15 protein-coding genes are annotated in these 17,461 nt (G+C 37.1%); 14 read left to right on the top strand and 1 reads right to left on the bottom strand.

Annotation, left to right across the window (positions count from 1 at the left end; genetic code table 11):
- Positions 1-82: 82 nt before the first annotated feature.
- The 6 genes from rpsR to PVA17_RS00840 all read left to right on the top strand — a co-directional run bounded on the left by rpsR (position 83) and on the right by PVA17_RS00840 (position 7,137).
- Positions 83-319, top strand: coding sequence for a 30S ribosomal protein S18 (rpsR, locus tag PVA17_RS00815; protein ID WP_012296211.1), 237 nt, complete (start codon positions 83-85; stop codon positions 317-319).
- Positions 320-842: 523 nt separating this feature from the next.
- A complete protein-coding gene (locus tag PVA17_RS00820) occupies positions 843-1,784 on the top strand; it encodes a YybS family protein (protein ID WP_132362513.1) in 942 nt (313 codons plus the stop codon).
- Positions 1,785-1,796: 12 nt separating this feature from the next.
- The gene (locus PVA17_RS00825; protein ID WP_132362515.1) at positions 1,797-3,770 is read left to right on the top strand and encodes a DHH family phosphoesterase; all 1,974 of its coding nucleotides are present in this window, start codon (positions 1,797-1,799) and stop codon (positions 3,768-3,770) included.
- Positions 3,767-4,213 (top strand): 50S ribosomal protein L9, encoded by a 447-nt coding sequence (rplI, locus tag PVA17_RS00830; RefSeq protein ID WP_132362517.1) that lies wholly within the window; start codon positions 3,767-3,769, stop codon positions 4,211-4,213. Before PVA17_RS00825 ends, rplI begins: the two co-directional genes overlap by 4 nt.
- A 13-nt stretch (positions 4,214-4,226) precedes the next feature.
- Positions 4,227-5,588 (top strand): replicative DNA helicase, encoded by a 1,362-nt coding sequence (gene dnaB / locus PVA17_RS00835; RefSeq protein WP_132362519.1) that lies wholly within the window; start codon positions 4,227-4,229, stop codon positions 5,586-5,588.
- A 256-nt stretch (positions 5,589-5,844) separates the two neighbouring features.
- On the top strand, positions 5,845-7,137 hold the full coding sequence (locus PVA17_RS00840; RefSeq protein WP_132362521.1) for an adenylosuccinate synthase: 1,293 nt from the start codon (positions 5,845-5,847) through the stop codon (positions 7,135-7,137).
- A gap of 45 nt (positions 7,138-7,182) precedes the next feature.
- Here the strand turns inward: PVA17_RS00840 and PVA17_RS00845 are convergent, their stop codons facing one another.
- Positions 7,183-7,995 carry a YitT family protein gene (locus PVA17_RS00845; protein ID WP_274066694.1) on the bottom strand — a complete coding sequence of 271 codons (813 nt, stop codon included), beginning with the start codon at positions 7,993-7,995 and terminating at the stop codon, positions 7,183-7,185.
- A 1,089-nt stretch (positions 7,996-9,084) separates the two neighbouring features.
- Here PVA17_RS00845 and yycF point away from each other — a divergent pair.
- From yycF to rlmH, 8 genes are all read left to right on the top strand, one after another.
- Positions 9,085-9,798, top strand: a complete 714-nt coding sequence (yycF, locus tag PVA17_RS00850) for a response regulator YycF (RefSeq protein WP_049662630.1) — start codon at positions 9,085-9,087, stop codon at positions 9,796-9,798.
- 6 nt (positions 9,799-9,804) lie between these two features.
- Entirely contained in the window at positions 9,805-11,670 is a 1,866-nt protein-coding gene (gene walK / locus PVA17_RS00855; RefSeq protein ID WP_132362525.1) for a cell wall metabolism sensor histidine kinase WalK, read from the top strand.
- Positions 11,667-12,986, top strand: a complete 1,320-nt coding sequence (locus tag PVA17_RS00860) for a YycH family regulatory protein (protein ID WP_274066633.1) — start codon at positions 11,667-11,669, stop codon at positions 12,984-12,986. Before walK ends, PVA17_RS00860 begins: the two co-directional genes overlap by 4 nt.
- Entirely contained in the window at positions 12,973-13,800 is an 828-nt protein-coding gene (locus PVA17_RS00865) for a two-component system regulatory protein YycI (protein WP_132362529.1), read from the top strand. Before PVA17_RS00860 ends, PVA17_RS00865 begins: the two co-directional genes overlap by 14 nt.
- The gene (locus PVA17_RS00870) at positions 13,800-14,588 is read left to right on the top strand and encodes an MBL fold metallo-hydrolase (RefSeq protein ID WP_132362531.1); all 789 of its coding nucleotides are present in this window, start codon (positions 13,800-13,802) and stop codon (positions 14,586-14,588) included. The genes PVA17_RS00865 and PVA17_RS00870 overlap by 1 nt, the downstream gene beginning before the upstream one ends.
- A gap of 158 nt (positions 14,589-14,746) precedes the next feature.
- The gene (locus PVA17_RS00875) at positions 14,747-16,048 is read left to right on the top strand and encodes a S1C family serine protease (protein ID WP_274066634.1); all 1,302 of its coding nucleotides are present in this window, start codon (positions 14,747-14,749) and stop codon (positions 16,046-16,048) included.
- Positions 16,049-16,408: 360 nt separating this feature from the next.
- Positions 16,409-16,573, top strand: coding sequence for a CxxH/CxxC protein (locus PVA17_RS00880; RefSeq protein WP_132362535.1), 165 nt, complete (start codon positions 16,409-16,411; stop codon positions 16,571-16,573).
- A 90-nt stretch (positions 16,574-16,663) separates the two neighbouring features.
- Positions 16,664-17,143 (top strand): 23S rRNA (pseudouridine(1915)-N(3))-methyltransferase RlmH, encoded by a 480-nt coding sequence (rlmH, locus tag PVA17_RS00885; protein ID WP_274066635.1) that lies wholly within the window; start codon positions 16,664-16,666, stop codon positions 17,141-17,143.
- Positions 17,144-17,461 lie beyond the last annotated feature (318 nt).

Here is a 17,461-nt window from a genome sequence, read left to right on the forward strand (position 1 = left end):
CACAAAGATTACACACTGTACGCTGAACATAATTACCATTCTAATACTTCTAAAATAAAAAATGATAAGGAGGAGACATACTATGGCACCACGTCGCGGAGGCCGCAAACGCCGTAAAGTTTGCTACTTCACTGCTAATAACATTACGCATATCGACTATAAAGATGTGGATTTACTTAAAAAATTCATCTCTGAGCGCGGTAAAATTTTACCACGTCGCGTAACTGGCACTAGCGCTAAGTACCAACGTAAATTAACTTCAGCTATCAAAGTTTCTCGTATCATGGGATTACTTCCATTCGTAGCAGAAGACAAATAAGATAATAAAGGCACAACGAGGTTTAATTAACTTTAGTTGTGCTTTTTTATTTATAAAACTGGAGTTGCTGATCTTGTCATCGCAATACTATAGTAATGATCTTTACTTCAGTAATTGCTCTATATATTACCATTTGCTATTATCATAAGAATTTATTACACTCTTAACAGACATGAATAAAGAAAAGATGAAATTTTAGAGATTGAGAAACAATCGACTAAGTAACATTTTTAAAAACAAACGGCTTATAATCATTTCGATTAAAAGCCTTTTTTCATGCAGTAGTAACGGTCGTATGCATCGTTGAAAAATTTCAACAATATATATAAGAACATAAATAATGAATTTGTTATGACTTTTCGGTAAAAAATCTTCTATATAGTTATGTATTTCACGCTTTAGTCATTGGTTCTACAAAATTAATGGCAAAGCATTCAGTTGTTCTTAGCGTTTTTTGTTCAATAACCTAAAAAAATGGTACAATAAAGGTCAGTAAGATTGACTGAAAAAAGGAAGGTTTTCAATGCCGAATAATCAAACAAAGGCGCTTTTACATGGCTCAATGATGGTCGCAATCTTTACGCTTCTTATGCTTATTTCTGCATATGTACCATTCATTCGTATAGTAAGTCTAATATTTGCCCCATTACCAATTGCTTGGTATAGCGCAAATTATAAGCGTTCATCATCAGTATTTGTAGCAGTAGTAGGCTGTATTTTAACCACTCTAACAACTGGCTTAATTATGTTACCATTTGCCTTTGTATTGGCATTACTTGGTGTCGTAATAGGAAATGCAATTAATCAAAAGAAGAGCAAACTTTACCTATTCATGTCATCTGGGGTTGCTGTTCTTCTGTCAATGACAATTGTCTATGTAGCCTATGTTCAATTTTCTGGTATCAATATGATTAACATAAGCATGGAGTTGTTCCGTGAAAGTTATGAGCAATCAAATGAACTGACAAAAACTATGACAGGTCAAGAAGCGTTTCAGCCAGAGCTAATTGAGGCTCTGTTAAAAACAGTTGAACTGACAATACCTGCAATAGTAACACTCTCTGCATTTATGACAGCATTTATTGTCATGACATTCAATTTACCTGTATTAAAACGTCTTGGTTTAGACGTACCGAAATTTCCACCGTTCCAACATATGCGTCTACCACGATCTATTTTATGGTATTACATGATTGTTTTATGCATTAACTTATTTATGCGTCCAGAAGCTGGATCTACATTAGATGTTATTGTTTTAAATGTTTCTTATGTTTTATGGATGTTATTAATCCTGCAGGGGATTTCCTTTATACATTATCTTATTTCTAAAAAGGGAATGCCGAATGCTGTAAAATGGATAGCTACTTTGTTAGCCTTACCACTATCATCCTTTATGATATTGCTAGGCATCGTAGATTTAGGTTTCGACGTACGTTCACTTGTGAAGGGAAAAACTAAAGAATAAGGGGCTGATGTAATGGGGACTTTTAGAAAACGACCAATCCGCTATCCGCTTTTTGTTCTTTCCATTTTTGGCATTGTGACGTTCGTGCTTCTATGTATTTGGAATATCGGGATAGGTGTCGGTTATGGAGTAGGTTTTGTACTATTAATGGTCTATACGTGGAAGGTAGAAAAGATTACCTTTGATGAAACAGAAAGGCATATTGAATCCATTTCTTTCCGCATGAAAAAAGTAGGGGAAGAGGCATTGCTTGAAATGCCAATTGGGATTTTACTTGTCAATGATCAATATGAAATAGAATGGTCGAATCCATATATGCAAGGCGTTTTAAATATGGAGAATTTAGTAGGTGAAGGAATCGTTAATATATCTGACGACATTTACGTGCTAATGAAAAGCGAAGAGACAAACGAAGATACGATTACGCTCCGTGATCGTAAATATCGAGTTTATTATAAAAAAGAAGAGAATTTACTCTATTTCTTTGACATAACGGAGCAGATAGCTATTGAAAAACAATACTATGCAGATCGTACAGTTATCGCCATTTTATTTGTTGATAATTATGACGAAATTACGCAAGCAATGGATGACCAGCCACGTAGTTTAACAAATACGATGGTGACATCAATTGTTAATGATTGGGCGGCTGAACAAGGGATATTTGTCAAACGAATATCATCCGATCGTTTTTTAGCTGTATTAAACGAATCCATTTTAATGGAGCTTGAGAAGAAAAAATTTGCCATTTTAGATACAATTCGAGAAAAAACAGCGCAAAAAAATATGTCATTAACATTAAGTATTGGTGTTGGCGCAGGATCATCTTCATTAGTAGAGCTTGGTGAACTAGCACAATCAAGTTTAGATCTTGTTTTAGGGCGTGGTGGTGATCAGGTTGCCATCAAGCAACCTACAGGAAAACTGAAATTCTATGGTGGGAAAACGAACCCTGTTGAGAAACGTACACGCGTTAGAGCACGTGTTATTTCTCATGCACTACGTGATTTAATTCAGGATAGTGACCAAGTATTTGTTATGGGACATAAAAACCCTGATATGGACTCTATTGGTGCCTCTGTTGGTGTACGTAAAATGGCACAGATGAATGATGTGAAGGGCTATGTGATCGTGAATTTCGAGGAATTAAACGGAAGTGTAACACGTTTAATGAATGAAATAGAGAGTAAATCGGATTTCTATGAAAATTTCCTAACGCCAGAGGAAGCTGCGGCAAGAATGACAGAAAAATCTTTGCTCGTTATAGTTGATACGCATAAACCAGATTTAGTCATCGACTCACAGCTATTGAAGCTGGCAGAAAAAGTTGTGGTGATTGATCACCATCGTCGTAGTGAGGATTTTATAGAAAATCCAACGCTTGTTTATATGGAGCCATATGCATCGTCCACAGCTGAGCTTATAACAGAGTTACTTGAGTACCAACCAAAACGTGCGAAGATTAATATGCTAGAGGCTACGGCATTGCTGGCAGGAATTATAGTCGATACGAAAAGTTTTACACTGCGCACAGGAGCCCGTACGTTTGAAGCGGCTTCTTATTTACGGACAAATGGTGCCGATACAGTGCTAGTACAGCGATTATTAAAAGAAGATGTCGATACGTATATTGAGCGTTCTAAAATAGTGCAAACGGTTAAGTTCGTGAAGCCGGGTATTGCTATTGCTGTTGGTGAGGAAGCGAAAGTGTATGATTCTGTACTAATTGCGCAAACAGCAGACATTTTACTAACAATGAAGGATGTTGGTGCTTCCTTTGTCATTGCACATCGTTCAGATGGCAAAATCGGCATAAGTGCAAGATCGCTTGGCGAAGTAAACGTGCAGCTTGTTATGGAAAAGTTAGGCGGCGGTGGGCATTTAACGAATGCAGCTTGCCAAGTCGAAGCAAATTCCATTGATGGAGTAAGAAAATATTTAGAAGAGGCCATAAATGAGGTACTCGAAGGGAGTTCTGAATCATGAAAGTAGTATTTTTAAAAGATGTTAAAGGAAAAGGGAAAAAAGGGGAAATAAAAAATGTAGCGGACGGCTATGCACAAAATTTCTTGATTAAAAATGGCTATGCTGCTGAAGCAAATGCACAAGCATTAAGTCAATTAGATGGTCAAAAGAAATTAGAAGCTAAAAACGCCGCTGCAGAATTAGCAGAAGCGAAAGCGTTAAAAGAAAAATTAGAAGCTTTAACAGTAGAATTAAAAGCAAAATCAGGTGAAGGTGGTCGCCTATTTGGTTCAGTATCTACAAAGCAAATTGCTGATGCGCTTCAAAAAAAGCATGGTATAAAAATTGATAAACGTAAAATGACTTTAAGTGATGGAATTCGTGCGCTAGGCTTTACAAATGTACCTGTAAAACTACATCATGAAGTATCTGCAACATTAAAAGTTCATGTAACGGAAGAGTAAGGGGCGACGAACCATGAACGAACCGATGATGGACCGCGTCCCACCGCATAACCGGGAAGCGGAGCAATCGGTTATCGGTGCAATTTTCCTCGATCCTCAATCGTTAATCACAGCATCTGAAATTTTACTAGCAGATGATTTTTATCATAATGCACATAAGACAATTTTTGAAACGATGCTACGTTTAAGTGATCAAGGAAAAGCGATAGATGTTGTAACAGTTACGGAAGAATTATCAGCTAAAAAGGAAATTGAGGATGTTGGCGGGCTATCTTATTTACTAGAGCTCGCCAATGCTGTGCCTACAGCTGCTAACGTCGCACACTATGCGAAAATTGTCGAAGAAAAGGCACTATTACGTCGTTTAATTCGTGTAGCTACTAAAATAGTAGAAGATGGCTATACTCGTGAGGATGAGGTAGAGGCATTACTAGGTGAAGCAGAGAAGAAAATGATGGAGGTAGCCAATCGTAAAAATGCGGGGGACTTTAAGCATGTAAAAGACGTATTGGTGGAAACCTTTGATAACATCGAAAAGCTTCAATCACAAAAAGGTGATGTTACAGGTATCCCGACAGGCTTCCGTGATTTAGACAATATAACAGCTGGCTTCCAGCGCAACGATTTAATTATTGTAGCGGCACGTCCTTCTGTAGGGAAAACGGCCTTTGCATTGAATGTCGCACAAAGTGTTGCCGTTCAAGCACGTGAAAACGTTGCGATCTTCTCGCTAGAGATGGGTGCTGAGCAGCTAGTTATGCGTATGCTTTGTGCGGAGGGAAATATAGATGCACAAGTTTTACGTACAGGTGCTTTAACAACGGAAGATTGGGGTAAACTAACTATGGCAATGGGAAGTTTATCGAATTCCGGAATTTTTATTGATGATACACCAGGTGTACGTATCAATGAAATTCGAGCAAAATGTCGACGTTTAGCACAGGAGCATGGCCTCGGTATGATTTTGATCGATTATTTACAGCTTATTCAAGGTAGTGGTAAGCCAGGTGAGAACCGTCAGCAAGAGGTATCTGAGATTTCACGTTCTTTAAAAGGTTTAGCGCGTGAGTTAAAGGTTCCGGTCATTGCATTATCACAGTTATCTCGTGGCGTTGAGCAACGTCAAGATAAGCGACCTATGATGAGTGACTTACGTGAATCGGGAAGTATTGAGCAAGATGCTGATATTGTTGCCTTCTTATATCGTGATGATTATTACGATAAAGAGTCCGAGAGTAAAAATATGATTGAAATTATTATTGCTAAACAGCGTAACGGTCCAACGGGTACAGTTACACTTGCTTTTAAAAAAGAATTCAATAAATTCATTAATGTGGATTGGTCGCAAATGCCACCACCACCTCCACGTGAGTAATATTTATCTTCATTCATAAGAAAAATTTCCTTCTTTTAGAGGAACTCAACGTTGGACATTACACCAAGACGGAATTAATCTGAATGTTCGATAATATTCATACCATTCTGTTATTAAACACGAACGTTGAATCATATTTTTTGATTTTATGTTCGTGTTTTTAAGTATTTTTGTTGACTAGGCGTTTCTATCATTGATACAATAATTAACGGCTTAAAAATTGAGATACAAATGGTATCTAACGGAGGTGCTGACTATGACATCAGTTGTAGTTGTAGGAACACAGTGGGGAGACGAAGGAAAAGGTAAAATTACAGATTTCCTTTCACAAAAAGCTGATGCAATCGCTCGTTTTGCAGGTGGCGATAATGCAGGACATACAATTAAATTTGATGGTGAAACTTATAAGTTACACTTAATTCCATCAGGTATTTTCTATAAAGAGAAAACTTCAGTAATCGGAAATGGTTTGGTTGTTAATCCAAAGTCATTAGTTACTGAGCTTAGAGGCTTACAAGAGCGTGGCATTGATACAGATAATTTACGAATTTCTAATCGAGCGCATGTTATTTTGCCATATCATATTAAGCAAGATATCGCGGATGAGGAAAGCCGTGGCGATAAAAAAATTGGTACAACTTGTAAAGGGATTGGACCATGCTATCAAGATAAAGTAGCACGTATCGGTATCCGTATGGCTGATTTACTAGACAAGGATGTATTTGAAGAAAAACTACGTCAAAATTTAGCAATTAAAAATAAGTTATTTGAGAAATTTTACGAAGTTGAAGGCGTAACATTCGAAGAAATTTTCGAAGAATACTACGGCTATGGACAAGAAATCGCAAAATATGTAACTGACACGTCTAAAATCTTAAATGATGTACTAGATGAAGGCGGCAAAGTGTTATTTGAAGGAGCACAAGGTATTTTACTTGATGTCGATCAAGGTACGTATCCATTTGTAACATCTTCAAATCCTGTTGCTGGTGGAGTAGCGATTGGTGCTGGTGTTGGTCCTTCACGAGTGACAAGTGTTATTGGTGTATCTAAAGCCTATACGTCTCGTGTTGGCGATGGACCGTTCCCAACTGAATTATTTGATGAAGTAGGTCAACAAATCCGTGAAGTTGGTCGTGAATACGGTACAACAACTGGCCGCCCACGTCGTGTAGGTTGGTTTGATACGGTAGTTGTGCGCCACTCACGCCGAGTAAGTGGTATTACGCATCTTGCTCTTAACTCAATCGATGTTTTATCTGGTTTAGAAACAGTTAAAATTTGTACAGCGTATAAATATAAAGATGAAACGATTACTGAGTATCCAGCAAATCTTCATATTATTGAACAATGTGAACCAATTTATGAAGAGCTTCCAGGCTGGTCAGAAGATGTTACAGGCTGCAAAACATTAGAAGAGCTACCTGAGAATGCACGTCGCTATGTAGAACGCGTAAGTGAATTAACGGGTATTGAAATTGCTACTTTCTCTGTTGGTCCTGCACGTGAACAAACGAACGTTTTAGTGGATGTTTGGGAAGCGAAATAAATATAAATCAAAAAAAGGCGTACCACAGCGGTACGTCCTTTTTCATTAGTGAATATCTCTTTTCTTGAAGCGGCCACCTCTAACCTCTGCAATATTACCAATTGCTAGGAATGCATGATCATCAATTTCAGCGACGATTGATTTAAGCTTGGATTCCTCTAATCGGGTAATGATGGTAAAAATAACTTTTTTATCGTTCCCTGTATAAGCTCCCTCGCCATGAAGGAAGGTTACACCTCGACCGAGTCGGTCCATAATCGTTTGCCCAATTTCATCAATTTCATCACTAATGATATAAACGGATTTTGATTCCTCCATGCCTTGAATGACGATATCAATCATTTTATAGGCAATATAGTATGCTAGGATAGAGTACATGGCTTGTTCCCATGTGAACACAAACCCCGCTACCGCAAAGATGAGTAAGTTGCAGAACATAATAATTTCACCAACGGAAAACGGTGTTTTACTATTAAATAAAATAGCTAAAATTTCTGTCCCATCTAATGAGCCACCATAACGAATGACAATGCCGACACCAATACCTAAAATCATGCCACCAAAAACTGTGGCCAATAGCGTATCTTGAGTAAACGGGTTTAGATTATGTAAGAAAAGCGTTGTTAATGAGAGTACTGTAATTCCGAGCCCTGTGGAAAGTGCAAAGGTTTTACCGATTTGTTTATAGCCTAAAAAAATGAAAGGTAAGTTTAAAGTGAAGATGAAAATACCAAGAGGTAAATTTAATAAATGAGAAGTAATAATGGAAACACCTACGATTCCACCATCCATAATGTGGTTTGGTACTAAAAATAGCTCAAGTCCCAGTGCCATAATGACTGCACCTAATGCCACCATAATGGTCCTAATGATAAGTTTTCGAACGGGATTTTTACATTGAGGCTTTCTTACTTTAGGGGTTATTTCAGATGTTTGTAAAACATTCAAATTAATCGCTCCATTCAACTAATGTATCTAATCTCTATTTTATCAGAATATTAAAAAAGCAAAAAGTCATAAGGCTTGGAGTAGAGGTTGAGCGGCTGAGGGTCTAGATACCTCATGAAAAGTACAAGACTGGAGCAAAATCTACGTCTGAAACTATACTTTTTAATAGCTATAAAAATAGGAATGATGTAACAATTAGTAGAGAATTAATACATTTACATTACAATAAGATGAAAACAGTTAAACTGTATTTTCTTTATGGTACAGTATATTGGTGCAAAAACTATTAGTGGGTAATTAATACTACGATAGAAAAGGTGGAAGGTGCTTTGCGGTCACCTATCATAGGAAGTAGTAGGGGAATTATAGGCACTACTAGAAATCCATCAGGTACACATCTACACTTTGAAGTTAAGAAAAAGGATTCGTTAGAAAAACCATTATCATATGTAGGGCGTTAATCAATTCGAATAGAAGGCAGTCCAAAATAGGACTGTCTTTTTATATACTTCGTATGTAAATCTATGTTATTTCCCGAGAAATATTTGTCGAAATATAATTTCTGTAGCGAAAGCAAAGCGACAGGTACAGAAGTCATCCGCCTCTATAGGTGATGAGATGACTGCGGTTTGAAGCCAATTTTCAGAGAGTATCGAGGAACCCAGTCTAAGAACGCTGCGTCGTTGTGGCAACGGCTTTAGTGACCAACTTTGTACTGTTGCTGTCGCACAGACAAAACACCGTGCTGAAGCTGTGTTAGTACTACTCTTTCGCACAAGCCTTTCGGCAGATGTCACGGGTTCGGAAGGGAATGCTTAGTGCAAGCACGAGGGCCAATTCCGGATGCAATTTGTCGAGGGATAATGGATTATAACAATATCGTAAAATGTCTTAGGATTTAGAATAATGCATAGAAGTTAAAAGCATGGTAGAGTTAGAGTAGTGACTTTAAAAATACAATCGTTTAAAAATAGATAAAAAGCGAAAGGGAGAAAAAATATGGACAAGACCATTTTAGTTGTAGACGATGAAAAACCAATCGCAGATATTTTACAGTTTAATTTAATAAAAGAAGGCTACAAAGTTATTTGTGCTTATGATGGAGATGAGGCACTAGAGAAGGTTGAGGAAGAACAACCAGATTTAATGCTTTTAGATATAATGTTACCGAAGCGTGATGGGATGGAAGTTTGTCGAGAAGTACGAAAAAAATATGATTTCCCTATCATTATGCTAACTGCAAAAGGGTCTGAGATTGATAAAGTATTAGGACTAGAAATGGGCGCAGATGATTATGTGACAAAGCCATTTAGTACACGTGAGCTTATTGCACGTGTAAAGGCAAATATGCGTCGCTTACAGGTAGTAGCTCCTACTGCCGAAGAGGTTGAAGAAGAGTCCAATGAAATTGTAGTAGGTTCGCTTGTTATTCAGCCAGATGCTTACTTAGTATTGAAACGTGATGAAGCAATTGAACTAACACACAGAGAGTTTGAACTATTACATTACTTAGGGAAGCATATCGGTCAAGTAATGACGCGTGAACATCTATTACAAACTGTGTGGGGTTATGATTATTTCGGTGATGTACGAACAGTAGATGTAACAATTCGTCGTTTACGAGAAAAAATAGAGGACAATCCTAGTCATCCGGCTTGGATTGTAACACGCCGTGGTGTAGGTTATTATTTACGAAATCCTGAACAGGAGTAAAAAGGAATGCAGAAAGTTAGCTTCTTTAAATCAATTCATGTCAAGCTAGTACTAATTTATATTTTGCTAATCCTACTTGCTTTGCAAATAATAGGAATTTATTTTGCGCGTGAATTAGAGCAAAATTTAAAAGACAACTTCCGACAATCCATTTTTCAACGTGTCGATTTAATGCAATATAGCATTCGTGAAGAAATGTTAAAAGAGCGCGATGAAAGTATGCCAACTCTTGAAGAGAGCTTGAAAACGATTGTTATGGAATTTTCCACAGGGTTGAAGGAACTTTCTAAAGGAGATATTTTAGAAATCCGTGTCATCGATAATAGGCAGCGTATTCGAGCCACATCTGAGATAGACAATCAAAGTTTGATTGGACAGCGCTCGAATAATGACCTCGTACGCCGTGCTATCTCTGCAGAAACATTATTTGAAAACATTAAACTGGATAATAAAACAAGAAATCGAGTGTGGGTGTTAGCTTCGCCAATTCGAGATGGTGCAGGACCTGATGATGAGATTATAGGGGTACTCTATATTGAGGCAAATATTGAATCTGTTTTTGAACAAGTGAATGACATTAACCGTATTTTCCTTGGTGGTACAGCAGTGTCCTTAGTCATTACTATCTTTTTAGGAATTTTAGTGGCACGAACAATTACACAGCCAATTTCAGATATGCGTAAGCAGGCTCAAGCGATGGCAAAAGGTAACTATTCTCGCAAAGTGCGGGTTTATGGTACAGATGAGATAGGGCAGCTTGCTATAACCTTTAATCATTTAACAAATCGCTTGCAGGAGGCGCAATCTACTACTGAGGCGGAACGGCGAAAGCTCGATTCGGTCCTTAGTAATATGACGGATGGCGTTATTGCAACAGATCGAAAAGGGCGTATTATTCTTATTAATGACCCCGCACTAGAGCTGCTGCATATTTCAAGAGATATTACATTAGGCCGACCGATTGCATCTGTTTTAGGAATTGACCAAGAGTATAGTTTTGAGGATTTAATTCACATGAATGATGCGGTGAATTTAAATTTCAGTACAGCAGACGCACCGTATATTTTACGTGCGAATTTCTCTGTTATTCAAAAAGAAACGGGCTTTATTAATGGTCTAATTACCGTACTGCACGATATTACGGAGCAGGAAAAAATAGAGATGGATCGCAGGGAATTTGTATCAAATGTGTCACATGAATTAAGGACACCGTTAACGACGATGCGCAGTTATTTAGAGGCGTTAGCAGATGGTGCATGGAAAGATGAAAATATTGCTCCAACATTTTTGAATGTCACACAAACAGAGACAGAGCGTATGATCCGCTTAGTAAATGACTTATTGCAGTTATCAAGAATGGATAGTTCAGATTATGAACTGAATCAAGACATTGTTCTCTTTAATTCATTCTTTAACCGTATTATCGATCGTTTTGAAATGTCTAAGTCAGATAAAGTGATGTTTGAACGTTTATTCCCAGAGGCATCTTATTATGTAGAAATCGATACGGATAAGGTGACACAAGTTATCGATAATATTATTTCTAATGCTATTAAATATTCTCCCGATGGCGGTAATATTCGCTTTGGCTTTACAGCGCAAGGAGATATGCTAAAGGTTATGATTTCCGATGATGGTATGGGAATTCCTAAGGAAAATGTAGGACGTATTTTTGAGCGTTTCTATCGAGTGGATCGAGCTCGAGCTCGTTCTATGGGAGGCACTGGTCTAGGGCTAGCTATTGCCAGGGAAATGATTGAAGCTCATGGCGGTAAAATATGGGCTGAAAGTGAAGAAGGGCATGGAACAACGGTTTTCTTCACATTACCACTTAATTTAGATGATTTTGACGAGGCAGGTGAGTGGGAATGAAATATATAGAACCAGTTAAATCAGTTGTTTTATTCCTACTCGTTGTGCTAAGTGTTGTTTTAACCTTTATGATTTGGACATACACGCCAGATTATAAATTTATTGAACAGACTGAAGGAAAAGAAATTTTAATCGGACCACAAAAAAAACCGGAGGATGTAATTCGTCCTTATAAAGCTATTTACCGTTTTGATAAAGAATTTACTGGAACCGTATCTAATGGTGCAATGGTAGATATTATGGAAGCGTTTCATGGGTGGAATATCCTAGATTTAATGCCCATGGACACTAATCTTAAGGCGGACACTGTAAACAATATGATTCGTTCTAATAATTGTATGACCGTCTTTTTCCCTGGTGAGATTCCTTACTCTGCCTTTAACACGATTTTTCAGTTCGCCGATAAGGAGCTACCTGAAACAACCTTCAATCGTATGATTATAGATTGGAGCAATTATAGTAGCAAATATTTACAGGTCTTTTTCATTAGTGGCAATAATGAATTATTAATGCGTTCACGTGTAAGTCTAGAAAATGCTAATCAATTTGTAAGAAATATTATTGAGCCAGCGAAAACATACAACACTTTTAAAGAAGTGGAGCGAGATGGCTTTACCTCACTATATATTGCAAATGATAAAATTGAATCTGCAAAATATACGTATTTTACCGAAGAGAAACCTGAATTATTTAAAAATGTGGTATTTACAAATCTAAACAATGTCGTGCGCACTGATGAAAGTGCGACTACTGAAAAATATCACGATGGCATGTCACGGATGGTGATTGATTCGAAGGTGAAATCATTAACCTATGTATATCCAGCTGCAGAAAGTAGTATAAGAATAGAGCCTTCTAAGCTCTTTACGGATAGCTTTGAATTTATCAATGAACACGGAGGTTTTACAGATGATTATCGCTTAGCCTCAACAAGTACAAGCAATAATCAATTGGATTATCAGCTATATATACATGGATTACCGATTTATAGTGATCAGGCTATAAACCGAATTACAACCGTGTGGGGAGATAATCGTATGTTCCGCTACAAACGTCCATACTTTTCTTTTGAGAAAGATATTCCATCTGAGAAAGAGATGAAGGAACTTCCATCAGGATCGGAAATCGTTGAAAAGATTAAAAAGCTAAATAACATTGCTTTATCAGATATAGATGATATTGTTGTGGGTTTCTATTTAACCTATGATCAAAGCACAATAGTGACATTAGAGCCATGCTGGTTTGTTATTCGTAATGGTATATCGACAAAACTGACGCCTGAAATATTAGGGGGTGTCAAAAATGGATTGGAATAGAACAAAGTCTATTTTTATATTCGTTTTTTTAATCTTAAATATCTTTTTGTATTGGTTATATTTAAATCGCTATAATGAAGCGCAGAGCGTAGAAATACTAGGTGAAAAAACGATAGAAGCCCGTTTGAAAGATGATAATATTACGTATGGACCACTGCCGAATAGTAATGAATCAGCTTCTTACATTACAGGAAAAGTGCATAATTTTAAAAATATTGTTAACGATGATAATCAGCGAGTAAGTTTCACTGATGAGAAACATGCACATATACGTGTTAATTTTATTAACCCTGTGAAATTACGAAATATAAGTGATGATGCAAGCTTTACCGATTTTGTCCATACAAACGTTAAAGATGGAGATTCATATGCATTATGGAAGGTAGATCGTGAGGAACGAGTCGCAATTTTCTTCCAAAAGAAAAATAATCGAATGTTCTATTATAATGATAGTGCCTTATTAAAAGTACAGTGGAATTTAGAAAACGAAGTGACAATGTATGAGCAGACAATGATTGATAATATCGAAGAGATGGAGCAACAGGAAACGGTCATACCACCACTTCAAATTTTCCAGACACTTTATAATAAAGGGCTATTAAAATCAGAATCGCGTATTAAACATGTGAAGTTAGGTTACTCGACATTTAGTAATTTAACGCAAACGCAAGTGTTGATACCAACATGGGAAGTACAAGTGGAATTACCGGACGGAGAAATAGAAGAGTACTTCGTGGATGCTATTGATGGAAAAATTATTGAAATCCAAGGAGATAAGCAAAAGGCTGAAGAGGAAGACTGGGGAGTTGAATAATGCGGTTTAGTGTTTTAGCAAGTGGCAGTACAGGAAATTCGATTTATGTAGAGAATGACGAGCATGCATTTATTGTCGATGCGGGTCTTAGTGGCAAAAAGATGGAGCAACTATTTACAAAAGTCGACCGCAATATGAAACAGCTAAGTGGCATTTTCGTTACACATGAGCATAGTGATCATATTAAAGGAATAGGTGTATTGGCACGAAAATATAATGTACCTGTTTATGCTAACGCCAAAACGTGGCAGGCGATGGACGGGCTAGTTGGTGATATACCTTTAGAGCAACGTTTTGAATTTGAAATGGATACTGTCAAGCATTTTGGTTCATTGGCTGTTGAATCTTTTGCGGTATCACATGATGCAGCAGATCCAATGTTTTATAGCTTTCATGAAAATGGGCGTAAACTTGTTGTTATTACGGATACAGGCTATGTTAGTGACCGTATGAAAGGGATTATTCGTGGTGCTGATTCCTTTGTATTTGAAAGTAACCACGATGTGAATATGCTGCAAATGGGGCGTTACCCATGGTCTATAAAACGTCGTATTTTAAGTGATGTAGGGCATGTTTCAAATGAGGATGCAGCTATCGCAATGAGTGAAGTAGTATTTGAAAAGCCAACAAATATATATTTATCACATTTAAGTAAAGATAATAATATGAAAGAGCTTGCACGCATGAGTGTCACACAAACTTTGCAATCTTGCGGCATTATTGTCGGTGAGTATTTAAATTTATTTGATACAGATGCAGAAGAGCCGACGAAGTTAGTAACCGTTTAAATGATAAAATATCGAGGCTGTTCAATGACATTTATAGAAAATGCATTGAACAGCTATTTTTATGTCCATTTTATTTATTTTTCATCTGATTTTAATGTTTGAATTGTAATATTAGGGTAACAACTAGCAAATACTTAATAAACGAAAGGATGAGGTAAATGGGCTATTTTCAAGATGATGATAAAAATAATGATTTATTAAAAAATGATGAAATACAGAAGTCACCTCTTCAGGAGCGACTCGAACAAGAGGAGCGAGAAACGCAAGAGAAGCGTTATAAAAAGAAAGGCGGTGGCGGAGGTAAAGGTGGTTATTTATTTACCGGTTTTATCGGCGTTATCATAGGCGCTTTACTCGTTTGGCTCATGATGCCTGGACTGGTCAATCAAATGCCAGGTACAACAACAAGTAGCGCAAGTAATAAAAATGAAACAACCATTAATCAGGTTGCAACAGAAGTGACAACTGACGTTACAAAAGCAGTAGATAAGGCTTCAGGGGCTGTTGTAGGGATTACAAATATTCAAGAAGTGACAACTGGCGGATTCTGGAGTCCACGATCCTCATCAGAACAGCCTGCGGGAAGCGGTTCAGGTGTTATTTACAAAGTTGCAGGTGATAAAGCGTTTATCGTGACAAATAACCATGTTATTCAAGATGCAAAGCAGTTAGAAGTTACAATGCCTGATGGAACGAAAGAAGTAGCACAAATAGTTGGTCACGATGTTTGGACAGACTTAGCGGTCATTTCAATTAGCTCTAAAGATGTTAAGACAGTAGCGACATTTGGTAACTCAGATGTATTAAAACAAGGTGAAACAGTAATTGCAATTGGTAATCCACTTGGCTTAGAATTCTATGGCTCTGTTACTACAGGTGTTGTTTCTGGTAAGGATCGTTCTGTACCAGTTGACATAAACGGTGATGGTACTATAGATTGGCAGCAAGAAGTATTACAAACAGACGCAGCTATCAATCCTGGTAATAGTGGGGGTGCACTTGTAAACCTTGCTGGTGAATTAGTCGGCATTAACTCCATGAAAATTGCAAAATCCTCTGTTGAGGGTTTAGGCTTCTCAATTCCGATTAACTCAGCAATTCCAATTATTGAGGAATTAGAGAAAAATGGTGAAATGAAGCGTCCAACAATGGGTATTTCATTAGTAGACTTAACGGATGTTCCGTCATTCTACCAACAAGAAACGTTAAAATTACCAAGAGACGTAACAACAGGTGTTGTTATTACAGATGTTGTATCGAACTCTCCAGCTTCAAAAGCAGGCGTTAAACAATACGATGTTATTGTTGAAATGGATGGCCAAAAAATCGAAACAGCAATTGATTTACGCAAACATTTATATAACCACAAAAAAATTGGTGATAAATTAACAATAAAAGTATACCGCCAAGGTAAATTAGTGGATCTATCACTAACATTAACAAATAGCGATTCTTTGTAAATTAAAAATCAGTGGGGATGTTAGGGTCCCCACTGATTTTTTGTTTGTTGAATCAATGATAGTAAGGTGTCATATTAAAGTATAGCTCTTCAGCAAAACTTTTGCTTAAGCTTGGTGAGTAGTGAGAACGAGTAACCTCTGAGTTGAAATTCACCTCGCCGCAACGTTCACTGAATAAATGATTTAGAAAATATTGTGGATAACTAGAAAATTGTGAATAATAACATATACAGTGCGAGTTGCGGTAGAAAGCCTATTCTTCCATACTCGCCTGACCTTTGTTACAATGGATTGTGGATAACATAGACTGAATTGTGAATAAGTTTGTGGAAATTTCGGAAAATAAGAAGAGGTGCAAAAATGGAAAAATACAGCTGTGAAAACCATATAGAACACGCTTTAGACATGTTTGTGGCTGAGCAAAAAGAGTTCCCAATTATGGATAAAATCGAAGAGGATGAAAAGTTATCCACAAAATGTAGCTACTGTGAACGACCTGCAGAATATCTTGTATCAAGTAAATAACTTTACACAAGATATAGGAATCACTTGTGGATATGTTGATAACTTTTGTGGATAATTTGTTTGTAAATGAAATGTAAAGGTGGATAACGTGTGAATATAACGATTGTATCAGTCGGAAAACTAAAAGAAAAGTATTTAAAAATGGGAATAGATGAATACGTAAAACGCCTCGGTGGCTACGCAAAAATGGATTTAATCGAAGTACCAGATGAAAAAGCGCCCGAGCAGCTAAGCGAAGCAGAGATGGAAATTGTAAAGAAAAAAGAGGGTGAACGTATTCTATCTAAAATCAACCCAGATACATACGTTATCGCCTTAGCCATTAATGGCAAAATGAAAACCTCTGAACAAATGGCGGCAGATCTTGAATCCCTTATGACCTACGGCAAAAGTAAAATCGCATTCGTCATCGGTGGCTCCCTTGGTTTACACGACGATGTGTTGAAACGTGCTGATGAGAAACAATCCTTTGGAAAAATGACATTACCGCATCAGCTAATGAAGCTTGTTTTGGTGGAGCAGATTTATAGAAGTTTTAGAATTATGAAGGGCGAACCGTATCATAAATAAGTGCGGTTATAAAAAAAGCTATCTAGAACGTTGACATATCAACGTTCTAGATAGTTTTTTATTTTATAGATGATTTTCTTTTTTCCAATCACGATATTTCCACGATTCTAAAATTAATCCAACAAAAACCACTGATAATGTGGGAACTATATAGTGTTTTGGAGGACCTATTATTTCGGAAAAACGGACTGATTTTTACTTACTCTTAAATTAGGTAAATATAATTTAATTGATGATAAATCTCTAGGATATGCAGCAGCTACGCTGGTTGTACCAACAGCTCTCGCTTTTACTTATGACCAAACTGAAGGAGTAGTA

It is taken from the genome of Lysinibacillus sp. CNPSo 3705 (assembly GCF_028674935.1).
Taxonomy (GTDB): Bacteria; Bacillota; Bacilli; order Bacillales_A; family Planococcaceae; genus Lysinibacillus.

What these genes read in the sequence shown, in the direction of transcription:
- rpsR (WP_012296211.1), top strand. Translation starts at nt 83, where the DNA reads ATGGCACCACGTCGCGGAGGCCGCAAACGCCGTAAAGTTTGCTACTTC.
- PVA17_RS00820 (WP_132362513.1), top strand. Translation starts at nt 843, where the DNA reads ATGCCGAATAATCAAACAAAGGCGCTTTTACATGGCTCAATGATGGTC.
- PVA17_RS00825 (WP_132362515.1), top strand. Translation starts at nt 1,797, where the DNA reads ATGGGGACTTTTAGAAAACGACCAATCCGCTATCCGCTTTTTGTTCTT.
- rplI (WP_132362517.1), top strand. Translation starts at nt 3,767, where the DNA reads ATGAAAGTAGTATTTTTAAAAGATGTTAAAGGAAAAGGGAAAAAAGGG.
- dnaB (WP_132362519.1), top strand. Translation starts at nt 4,227, where the DNA reads ATGAACGAACCGATGATGGACCGCGTCCCACCGCATAACCGGGAAGCG.
- PVA17_RS00840 (WP_132362521.1), top strand. Translation starts at nt 5,845, where the DNA reads ATGACATCAGTTGTAGTTGTAGGAACACAGTGGGGAGACGAAGGAAAA.
- PVA17_RS00845 (WP_274066694.1), bottom strand. Translation starts at nt 7,995, where the DNA reads ATGGTGGCATTAGGTGCAGTCATTATGGCACTGGGACTTGAGCTATTT.
- yycF (WP_049662630.1), top strand. Translation starts at nt 9,085, where the DNA reads ATGGACAAGACCATTTTAGTTGTAGACGATGAAAAACCAATCGCAGAT.
- walK (WP_132362525.1), top strand. Translation starts at nt 9,805, where the DNA reads ATGCAGAAAGTTAGCTTCTTTAAATCAATTCATGTCAAGCTAGTACTA.
- PVA17_RS00860 (WP_274066633.1), top strand. Translation starts at nt 11,667, where the DNA reads ATGAAATATATAGAACCAGTTAAATCAGTTGTTTTATTCCTACTCGTT.
- PVA17_RS00865 (WP_132362529.1), top strand. Translation starts at nt 12,973, where the DNA reads ATGGATTGGAATAGAACAAAGTCTATTTTTATATTCGTTTTTTTAATC.
- PVA17_RS00870 (WP_132362531.1), top strand. Translation starts at nt 13,800, where the DNA reads ATGCGGTTTAGTGTTTTAGCAAGTGGCAGTACAGGAAATTCGATTTAT.
- PVA17_RS00875 (WP_274066634.1), top strand. Translation starts at nt 14,747, where the DNA reads ATGGGCTATTTTCAAGATGATGATAAAAATAATGATTTATTAAAAAAT.
- PVA17_RS00880 (WP_132362535.1), top strand. Translation starts at nt 16,409, where the DNA reads ATGGAAAAATACAGCTGTGAAAACCATATAGAACACGCTTTAGACATG.